The 16948-nt window shown below is 37.8% G+C and carries 10 protein-coding genes; 6 read left to right on the top strand and 4 right to left on the bottom strand.

Going from position 1 to position 16948, the window contains the following annotated elements:
• Positions 1-9: 9 nt before the first annotated feature.
• The 3 genes from fusA to rpsL are packed head-to-tail and all read right to left on the bottom strand — an operon-like array spanning position 10 to position 3048.
• A complete protein-coding gene (gene fusA / locus NOX80_RS07130) occupies positions 10-2145 on the bottom strand; it encodes an elongation factor G (protein ID WP_256552617.1) in 2136 nt (711 codons plus the stop codon).
• Between the two features lie 19 nt (positions 2146-2164).
• Positions 2165-2641, bottom strand: coding sequence for a 30S ribosomal protein S7 (gene rpsG / locus NOX80_RS07125; RefSeq protein WP_136403042.1), 477 nt, complete (start codon positions 2639-2641; stop codon positions 2165-2167).
• Between the two features lie 26 nt (positions 2642-2667).
• A complete protein-coding gene (rpsL, locus tag NOX80_RS07120; RefSeq protein ID WP_114757561.1) occupies positions 2668-3048 on the bottom strand; it encodes a 30S ribosomal protein S12 in 381 nt (126 codons plus the stop codon).
• A 179-nt stretch (positions 3049-3227) separates the two neighbouring features.
• On the opposite strand from rpsL, the gene NOX80_RS07115 reads away from it, so the two are divergent.
• The 6 genes from NOX80_RS07115 (at position 3228) to rlmB (ending at position 16002) form a co-directional block, all read left to right on the top strand.
• Positions 3228-4892 (top strand): hypothetical protein, encoded by a 1665-nt coding sequence (locus tag NOX80_RS07115; RefSeq protein ID WP_256552616.1) that lies wholly within the window; start codon positions 3228-3230, stop codon positions 4890-4892.
• Positions 4893-5417: 525 nt separating this feature from the next.
• Complete coding sequence (locus NOX80_RS07110; RefSeq protein WP_256552615.1) at positions 5418-8645, top strand: SusC/RagA family TonB-linked outer membrane protein; 3228 nt, start codon at positions 5418-5420, stop codon at positions 8643-8645.
• A gap of 1 nt (position 8646) precedes the next feature.
• Entirely contained in the window at positions 8647-10107 is a 1461-nt protein-coding gene (locus NOX80_RS07105) for a SusD/RagB family nutrient-binding outer membrane lipoprotein (RefSeq protein WP_256552614.1), read from the top strand.
• A 381-nt stretch (positions 10108-10488) separates the two neighbouring features.
• Positions 10489-13593 carry a SusC/RagA family TonB-linked outer membrane protein gene (locus NOX80_RS07100; protein ID WP_256552613.1) on the top strand — a complete coding sequence of 1035 codons (3105 nt, stop codon included), beginning with the start codon at positions 10489-10491 and terminating at the stop codon, positions 13591-13593.
• Between the two features lie 20 nt (positions 13594-13613).
• Positions 13614-15194, top strand: coding sequence for a SusD/RagB family nutrient-binding outer membrane lipoprotein (locus NOX80_RS07095; RefSeq protein ID WP_256552612.1), 1581 nt, complete (start codon positions 13614-13616; stop codon positions 15192-15194).
• 73 nt (positions 15195-15267) lie between these two features.
• The gene (gene rlmB, locus NOX80_RS07090; protein ID WP_256552611.1) at positions 15268-16002 is read left to right on the top strand and encodes a 23S rRNA (guanosine(2251)-2'-O)-methyltransferase RlmB; all 735 of its coding nucleotides are present in this window, start codon (positions 15268-15270) and stop codon (positions 16000-16002) included.
• Positions 16003-16044: 42 nt separating this feature from the next.
• Here rlmB and NOX80_RS07085 read toward each other — a convergent pair whose 3' ends face one another.
• Positions 16045-16851 (bottom strand): rhomboid family intramembrane serine protease, encoded by an 807-nt coding sequence (locus NOX80_RS07085; RefSeq protein WP_256552610.1) that lies wholly within the window; start codon positions 16849-16851, stop codon positions 16045-16047.
• Positions 16852-16948 lie beyond the last annotated feature (97 nt).

Genomic DNA, 16948 nt, shown 5'->3' with positions numbered 1-16948 from the left:
TCCTAAAAATTAAGCGTTACCTTTTGCTTTTTTGATTACATCATCAGAGATGTTGCTTGGCGTCTCTGCATAGTGAGAGAACTCCATTGTAGATGTTGCTCTACCAGAAGATAATGTTCTCAATGTTGTAACATATCCAAACATTTCAGAAAGCGGCACACTAGCTTTAACAACTTTAGCACCATTTCTGTCGTCCATGTTGTTGATCTGACCTCTACGACGGTTCAAATCCCCAACGATGTCACCCATATTCTCTTCCGGAGTCAATACTTCTAACTTCATGATCGGCTCAAGGATTACAGCACCTGCAGCTTTAGCAGATTCTTTATATCCCATCTTAGCAGCCAATTCGAATGAAAGCGCATCGGAATCCACAGGGTGGAAAGATCCATCCAATAAAGTAACTTTTAAACTATCAACTTCATATCCAGCTAAAGGACCAGACTTCATAGCCTCTCTAAATCCTTTTTCAACAGCAGGGATATATTCTTTAGGAACGTTACCACCTTTAACTTCGTTAACGAATTGTAACCCTACAGGCACTTTTCCATCAACTTCATCAGCAGGCTCGATTCTAAATACGATATCACCGAATTTACCACGTCCACCAGATTGTTTTTTATACGTTTCTCTGTGTTGTGCAGATCTTGTAAATGCCTCTTTGTACTCAACTTGCGGCTCACCTTGGTTTACCTCAACTTTAAACTCACGACGCATACGATCTACAATGATATCTAAGTGAAGCTCACCCATACCAGAGATAATAGTTTGTCCTGAAGCATGGTCAGTTCTAACTGTAAACGTCGGATCCTCTTCAGCCAATTTAGCTAAAGCCATACCCATTTTATCAACGTCAGCTTTAGTTTTCGGCTCAACAGCGATACCAATTACAGGATCAGGGAATACCATAGACTCCAATACAATCGGATGTTTCTCATCAGATAATGTATCTCCAGTCTTGATATCTTTAAATCCTACAGCAGCTCCGATATCTCCAGCCTCAATATATTCAATTGGATTTTGTTTGTTAGCGTGCATTTGGTAAATACGAGAGATACGCTCTTTGTTACCAGAACGGTTGTTCAACACGTAAGAACCTGCATCTAAACGTCCAGAGTAAGCTCTAAAGAATGCCAAACGACCTACATAAGGGTCAGTAGCAATTTTAAATGCTAAAGCAGCAAACGGCTCACTTACGGATGGTTTACGAGAGATCGGCTCGTCAGTATCAGGATTTGTACCTTCGATAGCTTCTTTATCCAACGGAGAAGGCAAGAATTTACAAACTGAATCCAACATGAACTGAACCCCTTTATTTTTGAATGAAGAACCACACAACATTGGAATGATAGCCATATCAATAGTTGCTCTTCTTAATGCATTGTTGATTTCCTCCTCTGTAATAGAGCTTTCATCTTCCATGAATTTCTCTAAAAGGTTTTCATCATATGCAGCCACTTCCTCGATTAACTGAGCTCTGTATTGTTTCGCATCAGCAACCATATCTTCAGGAATTGGAATAATATCAAAAGTAGCTCCCTGAGTATCATCATGCCAAACAATAGCCTGGTTTTTGATCAAGTCTACTACTCCTCTAAAGTCTGCTTCATCACCGATTGGCAATACCAACGGCACTGCATTCGATTTCAACATATCTTTAACCTGTTGGCAAACTGCTAAGAAGTTAGACCCTTGACGGTCCATCTTGTTAACAAATCCCATACGAGGAACTTTATAGTTATCAGCAAGTCTCCAGTTCGTTTCCGACTGAGGCTCAACTCCGTCTACCGCAGAAAACAAGAACACTAATCCATCCAATACACGTAGAGAACGGTTTACCTCTACTGTAAAGTCAACGTGACCCGGAGTATCGATAATATTAAAGTGGTAATCTTTAGTATCAGCAGTTGCTTTACCTTGCTCAGTAGGGAAATTCCAAGTACAAGTAGTAGCAGCAGAAGTAATGGTAATACCTCTTTCAGCCTCTTGTTCCATCCAGTCCATTGTTGCAGCACCTTCGTGTACTTCACCAATTTTATGTGTTTTCCCGGTGTAAAATAAGATACGCTCAGTTGTTGTTGTTTTACCAGCATCAATGTGAGCAGCAATCCCGATATTTCTAGTATATTTTAAATCTCTAGCCATTTCTAATGTTTCTTATGAATTAAAATCTAAAGTGAGAGAATGCTTTGTTTGCTTCCGCCATTTTGTGAGTATCCATTCTTTTCTTAACAGCAGCACCTTCTTCTTTGGCAGCAGCTAAGATTTCAGAAGCAAGTTTCCCTGCCATAGATTTCTCATTTCTTTTTCTAGCGTAAAGAATCATCCATTTCATCGCCATAGAGATTTTTCTGTCCGGACGAATCTGCATAGGGATTTGGAAAGTAGCTCCACCTACACGACGAGAACGAACTTCAACGTGAGGCATAACATTTGTCAATGCATCTTTCCAGATTTCCAATGAGGATTTTTCTGCATCTTGCTTTTTAGTTTCAACGATCTCTAAAGCATCATAGAATACTTTGAAAGCAGTCGATTTTTTACCATCCCACATTAAGTTATTCACAAAACGCGTTACTAACTGATCGTTAAATTTCGGATCTGGTAAAAGAGGTCTTTTTTTGGCCTGTCTTTTTCTCATGTCTTTTCTTTAAAAGTTTTTAAAAATTACTTTTTGTCTTTAGGGCGTTTAGCACCATACTTAGATCTTCTTTGAGTTCTACCGTTAACACCGGCAGTATCCAAAGCACCACGAACGATGTGGTATCTAACTCCTGGTAAATCTTTTACCCTTCCACCTCTAACTAATACTATCGAGTGCTCTTGTAGATTGTGTCCTTCTCCTGGGATGTAAGCATTCACCTCATTACCATTTGTCAAACGTACACGCGCAACTTTACGCATTGCAGAGTTTGGTTTCTTTGGTGTAGTAGTGTAAACACGCGTACAAACCCCTCTTCTTTGAGGACAAGAATCTAAAGCAGCCGATTTACTCTTCTTAGTTATCTGGGCTCTCCCTGTTCTTACTAATTGTTGAATTGTTGGCATAATGTTTAATAAAATTTCTAACGTTATTAAATTCCCGCTTTTTACGGGGTTGCAAATGTATAAATTATTTTCAACAAATCAAATCATAAAACATTAATTTTCAACCACATTAATCCACAAATAACTTCAACATACTTTTTTGTAAATTTTACGTTATTTTTACCAAAACAATTTAGTCTTTGAAAAAGCTATTTTTATTCCTCTTTTTCCTGCTTCTTTCCTCACAAGGAAAGGCACAGAACCTTTATTTAAAAATCGAAGGAGACACCCCTTCACAAAACGCCGTGATTGACAGTATCGGCTACCAAACCAAACATTCCAACACGAAGTCAATTTTAGAAGAAAGCACCTCTTTTTCAAGCAAACTTCTAAAAATCGGCTATTTAGAAAACAACCTTACCGAGCAAAAAAAGAGCAACGACAGCACTTTTACCTTCCATTACAACATTGGAAAGAAAACCAATCGCATACATATATATACAGGAAAAACCGCTTCCTCCATTCGGGAATTACTCAATATAAAAAATGACACCATCCTCATTAACCTCTCCGATGTAGAAGATTTCATGAACACCAACATTCAGCTACTCGAAAAAAAAGGATACTCTTTAAGCAGCATTCAACTAACCAATCATAAAAAACTTCACAACGAACTTTACGCTGAACTAAAAATCGATTCCGAAAAGAAGCGTATTCTTGATGATATCATCATTGCCGGATACTCAAAATTCCCTGAAGGCATACGCCGAAACATTGTACGCCAAAATCGAAAAAGAATTTTCAATCAGGACAATCTTAAACAAATTCACAGCAATTTCAACGCTCTACCGTTTGTCAATCAGATCAAATATCCTGAAATCCTATTCACAACCGACAGTACCAAAGTCTATGTATATCTCGAAAAAGCCAAACCGAATCGCTTTGACGGATTTGTCGGCTTTTCAAACGACGATAACGGATCAGTAAAATTCAACGGTTATCTTGACTTATTATTAAACAATATTCTGAATTCCGGTGAAAAATTCAACCTCTACTGGAAAAACGACGGAAAAGAACAGACTACCTTTACTATAGGTACTGAACTTCCCTATTTATTCAAAAGCCCGCTTGGCCTTAAAGGAAATCTAAAAATATTCAAACAAGACAGTACTTTCCAGAACACCTCATCCGACATCAACCTCGGTTATTATTTCAATTACAATTCAAAAGTATTCTTAGGCTATCAGCAAACAGAATCCGTTGATATCCAAAAAGCCAATTCCAATACTTTAAGCAACTACAACAATTCTTTTACAACCGGAGCCTATGAATACACGCATTACAATCCGGAAGATCTCTTATTTCCTGAAAAAACCAGTTTTTTCTTAAAATCCGGTATCGGTAGTCGAAAATCAAAAATAGAAAGCAGCGATCAGTATTTCATCCAGCTCAATGCTTCACACAACATTTACCTCAACAGGCGCAATATTTTCAACTTGCGAAGCCAAGCTTTCTACCTCCAAAGCGATCACTACATCATAAACGAACTGTACCGTTTCGGCGGAATCAATTCCATAAGAGGATTTAACGAAAATAGTCTGCAAGCCAATTTATATTCCGGACTACTTTTCGAATATCGCTACATATTAGCCTCGAATATCTACGTTTATTCCATAACTGATTTTGCTTATTTCGAAGACAAAATCACAAATATGCGAGACAATTTACTCGGACTAGGCTTTGGTTTCGGATTATTAACAAAGACCGGACTTTTCAACATAATTTACGCTAACGGAAGTTCAAAAAACAACGAAATACAGCTTTCAAATTCAATAATCCACATTAGTGTAAAAGCACGATTCTAGCTTTCTCACACTTTTAAAACAATTCGTATTTCATTTATTTAACATACACCAACCATCATCGCAACCGGTTAAATAATTCCAATTACAAAGTCAGGCTTTTTTTACCTCCAAAAGCACCAACACACCACAAACGAACCACACGTTTCAACGCAATCAGCCTCATAAAAGACACAACAAAAACAACTCGTAATCCAATCTACATTACGAATCCCTTCTTGCAACCTCACCCATATTAGCCCCAACTCCTTGTTTCCCCTATAACAGAATTCATTCATTTATAGCATAAAATCACAAGGAAACACATCAATTCACACAAAACAAGCATTAATTTAAATTACTAACAAACAACTCCTATTTTAACATAAAAAATCGCTGTTAGCGCCCGAAAAATAACGAAATATGACTTTTTTATAAAATAATTCACACTAACGAGAAAGCAAGATTTTAGCATTTTTTTTACACTTTACTTGGTTTGTTATGATTTTTTTAAGAAATTTGATTGCATAACCGTAATTAAAAACCAAAATGAGAGTAAAATTCAAATCTTTTTTAACACTTTTTTTAGTGTTATTAGTGCAAAATCTGATTGCACAGGAAAGAAACGTTTCCGGTAAGGTGACTGACTCGAACGGATTGCCACTACCAGGCGTTAGCGTAGTAGAAAAGGGAACTTCAAACGGAACCCAAACCGATTTTGACGGTAATTACAAAATCAAAGTCGGTCCGACAGCAACTCTGGTATATACCTTCATTGGCATGAGAACCCAAGAAGCAAAAGCCAGCACTACTGTGTTAAATGTAAAATTGGAAGATGAAGCCAAAGTACTGGAAGGTGTTGTTGTAACAGCTTTAGGTATCTCAAGAGATAAAAAATCTTTAGGATATTCTTCTCAAAAATTAGATGACAGAACCGTAAATTCCTCACCAACAACCAATTTCCTAAACAATTTATCCGGAAAAGTTTCCGGTTTGGAAGTAAAAACTAACTCAAATTTTGGAGGTTCAACAAACATTGTATTAAGAGGATCAAAAAGTTTAACCGGGAACAACCAGGCTTTAATGGTTGTTGATGGTGTTCCTGTTAGTAACTCCAACTTAAATTCAGATTATACGCAAAGCGGAAGAAGAGGTTTTGACTTCGGTAACTCCGCTTCGGATATCGACCCGAACAACATTGAATCCATTACCGTTTTAAAAGGGGCCGCTGCAACTGCATTATATGGTAGCCAGGCTGCTAATGGTGCGATTATGATCACCACTAAAAAAGGTAAAAAGAATAATGCTTTGGGAGTTAGCATCAGCTCGACTACCTCTATCGGTTCATACGACAAAAAAACGTTTGCTAAATATCAAAAAGGATACGGAGCAGGTGGTTATTCCGGAGCCAATGACAGCTTCATTACAACTGATGTTAACGGCGACGGTATACCCGACTTACTATTAGACATGACGGCAGATGCCTCTTATGGTAATGCTTTTAATCCAAGTTTAATGGTTTATCAATGGAGTGCATTCGACCAGGGAAATCCCAATTTTGGCAAACCAACACCATGGGTAGCCGGCGCAAATGACCCAGGTAGTTTCTTTAAAAACTCTTTCAGTACCGTAAATAGTATTAACATCAACGGTGGTGACGAGAAGAGCACCTACAACTTCAGCTATACCAACAACAATGAAACCGGTATTCTACCAAACAGTATTCTGAATCGTAATATTATCAATGGTAATTTCGGTCGTGACCTGAATGATAAAATCAAAACCACGGCTTTCTTTACCTATGTTAACCAAAATACTACAGGTCGTAACAGTATTGGATATAACGACAACATCATCACAGGATTCAGACAATGGTGGCCAACGAATGTTGACATCGCAGAATTAAGAGAATCGTATTTCAGAAACATGACAAACTCTACCTGGAATATGAACGGTCCCGTTGATGGTGATTTTTCTCCGGCCTATTGGAACAATCCATATTGGGACCGATATGAAAACTATTCAAGCGACAGAAGAACGCGTTTCCTTACTGGTGCATCTATTACAGCCGACGTAGTTCGAAATGTAAACGTTTTGGCACGTGTAACCGTTGATAACTCTTTTGACCGTCAGGAAATACGAAAAGCTATCGGTAGCCACGCGGAAGAATTCGGAATCCAAAACCTTGATGAAACTTCCGGATATAACCTGTATACCCGAAATTTCACTCAACAAACCTATGATTTCATTGCCACTTATAATTTCAACATGGGTGATAACTACTCCGGAAAATTATTAGCCGGTTCAACGTTCATCAAGTCAAATGCCGACTCTTTTGAAAGTTCAACTATCGGAGGATTAGTAGCACCGAATCTTTATACATTGGCCAACTCAAAATCGTTTGTAGCTCCAATTGAAAGCGAAATCGATTATCAGAAATTAGGTCTATATGCACAGGCATCTTTCGATTACAAGAGAACCATTTTTGTTGAAGGTTCCTTCCGAAGAGATCAGTCAACGGCATTACCGACAAACAACAACAAATACAACTATTATTCCGTTGGTGCCAGTTTAATCGCCTCAGAATTCATCAATGCAACATGGTTGAACAATTTAAAACTTAGAGGAAACTATGCTGTTGTTGGTAATGACCCTACGCCGGGATTAATCGGATCAAAAGTAAATAACGGAATCATTGGCGGTAATCTGATGTTTTCAAACGGAACAGTTTATTCCGACTTCAACTCTTTAAAAGCAGAAAAGCTAAAAAGCTGGGAGTTTGGTATTGAAGCTGCTATGTTTAAAAATCGTTTAAACTTTGATGTTTCCTTATATCAGAGTAACACAACAGATCAGATTTACAACGTACCGCAATCTACATCAACCAGTTATGCAACATCGCGAATCAACGCCGGTGAAATGCGTAACAGAGGTATCGAAGCTTCTGTATTTGGGTCACCAATTAAAACACAAGACTTTGAATGGCAGATTGCTGTTAACTGGTCAAAAAACAAAAATGAGGTAGTTTCCTTAAATCAGGGAAGAGACAACTTACAGTTAGCGACTTTCCAAAGTGGTGTAAGTTTAAATGCTACCGTTGGAGAACCATACGGTACACTTAGAGGAACAGATTTCGTATATGATGCCAATGGAAACAAAGTAGTAGACAGTGACGGATACTATTTAACGGCAAGTAATAAAGTAATTGGTAATATTCAGGCCGACTGGATCGGAGGAGTTTCCAACCGATTCACCTATAAAAATGTATCCTTGAATTTCCTTATCGATGTAAAACATGGCGGTGACTTATATTCCTTAGACATGGCCTATGGTCTATATAGCGGTATTTATCCGGAAACTGCCGGTCTTAATGATCTGGGCAATCCGGTTCGTAATTCAATTGCAAATGGTGGTGGTGTTATTTTAGAAGGCGTTTATGCAGACGGAACACCGAATACAACACGAATTGAAGCGAACTACGTAGGATCTGCCTTTGGAACACAATCAGCTCCGGCAAGAGCATTTGTTTATGATGCTTCTTATGTTAAGCTGAGAGAAGTTGGATTATCCTATAATTTCAATACAAAACTTCTTGAAAGAACATTTTTCAAATCACTATCATTAAGTCTTCTTGGAAATAACTTATGGATTATCGACAAAAACGTTCCATATGCTGATCCGGAAGCCGGTACATCATCAGGTAACATACAAGGATATCAATCCGGGGTGATGCCAACTACAAGAGTATATTCATTAAATATTAAAGCAAGTTTCTAAGATGAAAAAGATATTTTATACCTCGATACTTGTATCATTACTTACTGTTGGATGTATTAGTGATGATTCAACCTACAATTATGACAAAGACAAGTCATATGACGTTCCTGCGGAAAATCTTTTCACGAATGCTCAAAAAGCGTTGGTCGATCAGATGACAACTCCAAGTGTTAACTTAAATCCTTTCCGCTTTTTCTCTCAGTTTTGGGCTGCTACGCAATATCCGGAAGAATCAAGATATGATTTAAGAACCCGAAATGTTTCGAATAACCACTGGAATGCTTTATACAGAACCGTTTTAGGTAATCTGGAAACAGCCAAACAAGTAATTGACACCGAAGTAAAACCGGCTACAATACCTACGGCACAATGGGAAATCCAGCAAAAAAACAAAAAAGCAGTTATTGAAATCCTTCAGGTATACACGTTCCAGATTCTGGTAGATTCATTTGGTGATATCCCCTATTCCGAATCATTACAAGCTGCTATCGTTTTGCCGAAATATGACAATGATTTAGACATATACCCAGCTTTAATTACCCGACTAAATGCAGCCATTGCAAATCTGGATACTTCTGAGATATCATTCAGTACCGGTGATTTTATTTATGAAGGTGACGTTACCAAATGGAAAACGTTTGCTAATTCATTGAAAGTAAAACTTGCGATCAATCTTGCTGATGTTAATTCCTCTTTGGCGCAATCAACAATACAAGATGCTTTTAACGCCGGAGTTATTTTAAATAATGGTGATAATGCAAAATTTGCATATCCGGGTGCCGCTCCGATGTACAATCCTATTTATGCTAATTTAGTTGCCAGTAACCGTAACGATTTTGTTGCTTCAAAAACCATTGTTGATGAAATGAATACTTTGGGAGATCAGCGCAGAACAGTGTACTTTGAACTTAAAAACGGAAACTATATCGGAGGAATTAACGGTGCTGCAAACGTATACCAAAATTTCTCTCCGATTGGAAACACTTTAAAAGCAGATAACTTCCCAAGTTATTTAATGGAGGCTTCAGAAGTTAATTTCTATTTAGCCGAGGCAGCCGCCAGAGGTTATTCAGTTGGTGGTACGGCAGACACTTATTATCAAAATGCTATTACAGCTTCGTTTCTTAGTTGGGGACTTTCCGCAGGTGATGCAACTACCTATCTGGCCAATCCAAGTGTTAACTATGCAACAGCTTCCGGTACTTATAAAGAAAAAATTGGCCGACAGGCCTGGATCGCATTCTTCAATAGAGGTTTCGAAGCCTGGACGAGTTATAGAAGACTTGACTTCCCGAATCTTGTCGCTCCGACAAATGCTGTTACAGCTGCCGAAGGACAAGTGCCAAAACGTATGACATATCCAGTAAACGAGCAAACAGTTAATAATGCCAACTGGGTTAGTGCATCAGCCGCTATAGGAGGTGATAAACTGACCAGCAAAGTATTCTGGGATGTAAATTAGAAAAACTTAGTTCTTTATTTGAGTTATTTATTGAAAAACCATCACAGCTTTTCTGTGATGGTTTTTTTTATTTTCCAAAAAGACAACCTTATCGTAATATCCCATACACTACAAACTTGCCTCCTTATCCTTAAGAATACTCAAAAGCTACTTAATAACACTCAAAACTACTTGAAACAAAAAAAGCACACACAATTCAAAAAACATTTTTAACACAAACATTAAATTATCATCAACAAAAAAATACAAAATACGCACACAAACACACACAAACACACACAAAACAAACAATAAACCAATCATTTCACCTCAATCCTGTTTTATTGGCTACCACAATCACAAACTCTAAATTGGCAACAGTAACTTAAAAAAAGTCGATTTATGAGAATATCGTTTACTATCACATTACTCTTTCTGTTAACCTTTAAGTCCTTGTTTTCACAAGAGCAAAAAGTCAGTGGCAGAATTACAGATTTAAACAGCTTTCCTATACCGGGAGTAAGCATTATTGAAAAAGGAACTACTAACGGAACTCAATCCGATATTAATGGTAATTATTCTATAAAAGTGCCACAAGGAACTATTCTGACATTCTCTTTTATTGGGATGAAAACACAGGAAATCAAGGTAGTCTCCACAACACTCAATATAGTATTGGAAACGGAGGCATCCCAAATGAAAGATATTGTTGTTACCGCATTAGGTATTAAAAGAGAAAAGAAGGCCGTGGGGTATTCCGTACAGGAAATAAAAGGTGATGTTATTAACCGGTCGGGCCAAACCAATGCAATCAGTGCATTGTCCGGAAACATTGCCGGTGTACAGGTAACCGCACCTTCATCCATGGGAGGTTCTTCCAGAATCGTGATTAGAGGAGTAGGCTCAGTAACACGAGACAATCGCCCCCTTATTGTCATTGACGGCATTCCCATGAATAACAACAATTATAGCAGCTCTTCAGGAGGAAGAGATTATGGTGATGCTTCTGCTGATATCAATCCGGACGACATCGAATCCGTCTCAGTTCTAAAAGGAGGGCCGGCTGCTGCTTTGTATGGTTCCAGAGCTGCAAACGGTGTCATCATGTACACTACAAAATCCGGTCAAAAAGGAAGATCTGAAATTTCTTTTAAAACCGGAATGACATTGGAGAATATTTACATCATGCCTAAATTACAACGAGAATACGGAGGTGGCGCATCCAACCAACTACCAACTGCTACAATCAACGGGCAACTCTACAATCTTGCCGATTATCGAACAGACGAAAGCTGGGGACCGAGATACGACCCTAACCTCAGATATTTGCCATGGAGTGCATTTGATCCGGAGTTTGCAAACGATTATTTAGTTACCCGACCTTGGGTAGCACCTAAAAAAGATGTTACTTCTTTTTTTAATACAGGTTATACTTCAACTACAAATTTATCCTTGAGTCACAGCACTAAAACAAACAACATAAGGGTTTCATTATCCAATCAATATACAACCGGTATTGTTCCTAATTCCAGTTTGAAGAAAAATTCATTTTCAATTAACGGAGGTGCTTTACTTCATGAAAAGTTGCGATTCGACGGAATGCTAACATACACCAGTACCAATGGTTTTAACAGACCTGAACAAGGATACGGTAATTCTGTTGCTTCCTCATTTTTCCAATGGGGTCAAAGACAACTGGATTTTGATAACTTAAAAAATTATAAGCTAGCCAACGGGAGACAACGTACATGGAACCGAACATCCTGGTCTGATGCTACTCCACTTTATACGGACAATCCATATTGGACCATCAATGAAAACACATCCAATGATCAACGTAATCGCTATATCGGAAGTATCAAGCTTAAATACAATTTTTCGAAAAATCTGTATGCTATCGGAAATATATACGGCGACCAGTATAACTTTTTAATCCAAAACAGAAAAGCGGTTTATTCACAAGACATTTCACGTTACGGAGAATCTACAAAACGATTTTCAGAAATAAACTATGAAGGAAGGCTACATTTCGACAAACGTTGGAATAACTTTAGTTTCAACTCCTTTATAGGAGTGAACCGCAGAAATACCAATCATCATTCCTTATCCGGCAGTACTTCCGGCGGGCTAATCATTCCTAATCTATATAATCTTTCCAACTCAAAAAACCTTTCCACCTCTTCTAACGCATTTTCTGAAGTAAGAATTAACAGTGCTTATCTTATGTTATCATTGGGATACGCTAATATGTTATATCTGGAAGCGACAAATAGAAAGGATTGGTTTTCTACGATTAATCAACCGGCAAATTATCCTTCCGTAACCGGTAGCTTTGTTTTTTCCGAATTACTAAAATCAACTCCGTGGTTATCGTATGGAAAAATCAGAAGCGGATGGGCACAAGTCAGTAACGGAGCAAGCCCATATTCTATAGAGAATTATTATCGTATTTTGAAGCCGTTCCAAAATGTTCCTTCTTACAGCAACAATACAATTGTAAACAATCCCAACCTAACTCCTGAAACCAAAATCAGTAAGGAAATAGGTCTTGAAGCCCGCTTTTTAAATAGTCGTCTAGGTTTTGACATTGCTCTTTATGAAGACACCACCAGAGACCTTATTACATCCTTACAAGTAACATCTGCAACCGGTTTTTACTCTAAATATATCAATTCCGGTAAAATGCGTAACAGAGGTATTGAAGTATCTCTTTCTTTAACTCCGGTAAAATCTAATGATTTCACATGGGACATTATTGGTAACTTTTCAAAAAACGACAACCGATTACTTTCTTTATACAAAGACACCAAGTCACAACAGCTAGCTACTTCTTCCATAGGAGGAATAGGATTATTAGCTACTGTAGGTGAAAAATACGGTCAGATATACGGAACTGATTTTGCATATGACGCAAATGGTAATAAAATAATTCTTGCAGACGGAACCTATAAAATAGGCGAACGAAAAGCATTAGGTTCTATTCTACCGGATTACAATATAGGCATCCGAAACTCTTTTAACTACAAAAGACTTAATGTCGGATTTTTAATTGACATTCAAAAAGGAGGTACTTATCATTCCGTTACCCATGTATACGGTCATTATTCCGGTCTTTTTGAAGAAACTGCTGCCAATGGCATCCGGGAAAACGGAATTGTTCTGGAAGGTGTTCAGGAAGACGGAACTCCAAACACTAAGGTTATTTCTGCTTATAGATGGGCCCGATTACATTCCAAAGGGGTAGATGCTCAAAATGTCTTTGATGCCAGTTATATCAAAATGAGAGAAATCACTTTAAACTACCGTCTACCCGGCAAAGTCATCTCAAAAAAGGTCAATCAGATAACTTTTTCAGCTTTTGCCCGAAATATTTTCGCCTGGGGTCTGAAATGGAACGGACTTGACCCCGAAAATGCAAGCTATTCAAGTGGAAACATTCAGGGACTTGAAAGCGGATCACTTCCTTCTACACGATCTTACGGCCTAAACATAGAAATTAAAATCTGATTTACTCAAGTTATTACATTATGAAAAACAAATTAAAAAAGATACCATTATTCGCAGCTTTACTAACAATAGTAACTACAACTTTCTTTAGTTGTACTGATCGATTCGACGAAATTAATACGAATCCTAATGCACCCGGTAAGGTTACCACACCGGGTTTGTTTAACAATGCTATGAGAGCTGTTATCACCTACCCTAGAAGCATGAGCGGATCGGCAAGATTAGCATTACCATGGATACAATATTCTGCACAGCTAAACTACACGGATGAAGACCGTTTTGCTTTTAGAGAAACAACCAATAGTGCTTTATTTAACATATATTATCTACAGGCTCAGAATTTTAAATCAGTGCTCGATCTCAACACCGCTCCGGAAACCGCTTCAGAGATGACTGCTTATGGCAATCAAGCCAATCAGATTGCAGCTTCCCGTATCATGTTAGCTTACATTTTTAATAAACTGGTTGACGTCTACGGTGATATACCTTATTACTCTTTTGGCAGTGACGATCCCGATTTTGAAGCATTAAACAAAGATAATCCCACTCCTAAATTTGCTTCTCAGGAGAAAATTTATACCGATTTATTGAAAGAACTGAAAGAAGCGGTCGAATCTATTGATTCAAATGACAAGCTTTTTTATGATAATCAGGATAATTACTTCGGTAGTGCCGAAAAGTTAAAACGATTCGGGAATTCATTACGCTTACGAATTGCCAATAGAGTGAAACACGTTATTCCGGGTGCTAATACACACATACAGGAAGCAATAGTTTCCGGAGTAATGGAATCTGCCGATGACAGTGTTGGAGTTACATTCGAAGCTAATAGCGTTAATCCGGCACCAACTTATGTTGCCTTTTTTATAGACAACAGAACAGATTACACAGCATCAAAAACATTTATTGATCTTTTAAAAGGTCAGACCGGTCCGTTCGCTGTTGATCCCAGATTACAAAAAATGATAGCTCCGGTTGGAACCTCGAAATTTAACATCCTCAATAAGCAATATACGGAAACCGATGATCTAACTCAGTATCAAGGCATGCCATATGGTCTTACTTCCGGTCAAACGACTAGTCAGGTAAATAGTGTATCGCTATTATCTCACGCTATTTTAAAACCCGACTATACCGAATATCTAATGGAATATGCTGAAGTAGAATTTATATTATCGGAAATAAATGGCTGGAATCAGAATCACTATGAAAAAGGAGTACGTGCCTCGATGACGAAATGGAATATTCCACAGGCTACTATAAACTCTTACATTAGTGATTTACCAAATGCTAATGAAGCAACTGTAATGACTCAAAAATATATTGCTTTATTTATGCAACCTTACGAAGCCTGGGCAGAATGGAGAAGAACCGGTTTTCCAAATATCCTGATTAAACCGGAAGGAACCGGAACTTTGATCAATCCGATTGGCGGTAGTTTGACCTATACCTTTACCCCTTTAGTTCCGTTGACAGAACTACCTGCGCGACTACCCTATCCGGTGAATCAATATGATCTGAATCCGGAAAACTGTCGGGCAGCTGCGCAAAATATAGGTGGTGATACTTTAGAGACAAAGTTAATATGGGATACGAACTAGGTAATCTCTTTATTTAATTTCGTTTACAAAGCAGTATCCTGATTTATCTGATGTTTTTTCTATCTTTGCCGTTATGGAAAAAGAACATCTAATTTTCGGTATCAGAGCAGTTATTGAAGCCGTAAACGCAGGAAAAGAAATCGACAAAGTTTTTATTCAGAAAGAGGCTCAAGGCGATCTTATGCAGGAACTAATGAAAACATTGAAAAAAAACAGTATCAATTTCTCATATGTTCCAATTGAAAAACTGAACCGATTAACATCAAATAATCATCAGGGTGCTGTTGCCAGTATAGCACCGGTTTCTTTTTATAATCTGGAAACGCTTATAGAATCGGTAATGGAAAACAAAAAAAATCCGCTTTTCCTTATTTTAGATCAGTTGTCTGATGCCCGAAATTTCGGCGCTATTATCAGAACAGCCGAGTGTACCGGTGTTGATGGTATTATTATTCAGAAACAAGGTTCAGCTCCTGTAAACGGTGATACTGTAAAGACTTCGGCCGGTGCCGTATTTAATGTTCCCATCTGCAAAGTAGATCATATTAAAGATGCCATTTTTTACCTGCAAGGTTCCGGTGTAAAAACAGTAGCCGCAACAGAAAAGACAGAAAATCTTTTATATGACATCGATCTTAATCAGCCTGTGGCAATTATAATGGGTAGCGAGGATAAAGGTGTAAATCCGTCTGTCCTTAAAATTGTAGATGAAAAAGCAAAATTACCGATGTTCGGAACTATCTCATCATTGAATGTTTCGGTTGCTTGCGGTGCTTTTTTATATGAAACCGTTCGCCAAAGAGGTTAATATATCCCTTAACAATAATAAAAAAGGATTAAGTAAAATTACTTAATCCTTTTTTTGTGTTTCATCTGTTGGCTTATCATCGGAATCCTGTTTGTAAATAATCCGGTAATAGACCGGCATATCCGATTTAAAATAATTCTCAAAAAATTGATCCGCTTCATTTTTTTCCGGAACTTCTTCTTTCGGTAAGTTGACAAAGTTGCCGTTTTCATCAAAATGTTTCATAAACGGATCCTGTGACGGATCAAAATCCGGGCGTTCCCATTCATAACGAATCGGCTTTTGATATTCGGGTGTTTTCATAAAGAACGACAATAAGTAACCGGTAATAAATCCGGCTAAATGTCCCTCCCAGGATATATTTTCTTCCGGACTTGGAAAGACATACCAAATCATTCCGCCATACAATACAATAATTGTCAATGATAAAGCAACTAATCGATAATATTTTGTTTGTATCCCCTTAAAAAAAATAAAACTAACCAAAACATAAATCAAACCGCTGGCTCCGATATGATAGCTCTCCCTCCCGATTAACCAGGTCCCGAATCCTGAAAGCAGAATTCCGAGAATAATGACTTCCAATGCCTGCTTCCGATAAAAATATCGTAAAGCAGCCACCAACATTACTAATGGTATCGAATTATTATACAAATGTTTGATGTCACCATGTAGAAAAGGACTGAAAATAATTCCTTTTAAACCGGATAGCGTTCTCGGATAAATCCCATAATCAGAAAGGCTTATTTTAAACTTGACCTCGACCCAAAAGACCAGCCAGAGCACCAACACAAAGTACAGTGGCCAGGCCAGTACGGAAGGTGAAAATTTAAAGTCTATTTCTTTCATATCATTTATTTGTCGGAGAAACATCAAAAACATCACCAAAAAGAATTTCGTGCTTTTTTGTCAGTCTTTCTTTCAAAATTGAATAGCGTTTATGTTC

Source organism: Flavobacterium cerinum (assembly GCF_024496085.1).
Lineage (GTDB): Bacteria > Bacteroidota > Bacteroidia > Flavobacteriales > Flavobacteriaceae > Flavobacterium > Flavobacterium cerinum_A.
Note: the sequence above shows the minus strand (reverse complement) of the source record. Positions and strands in the feature narration are given on the sequence as shown.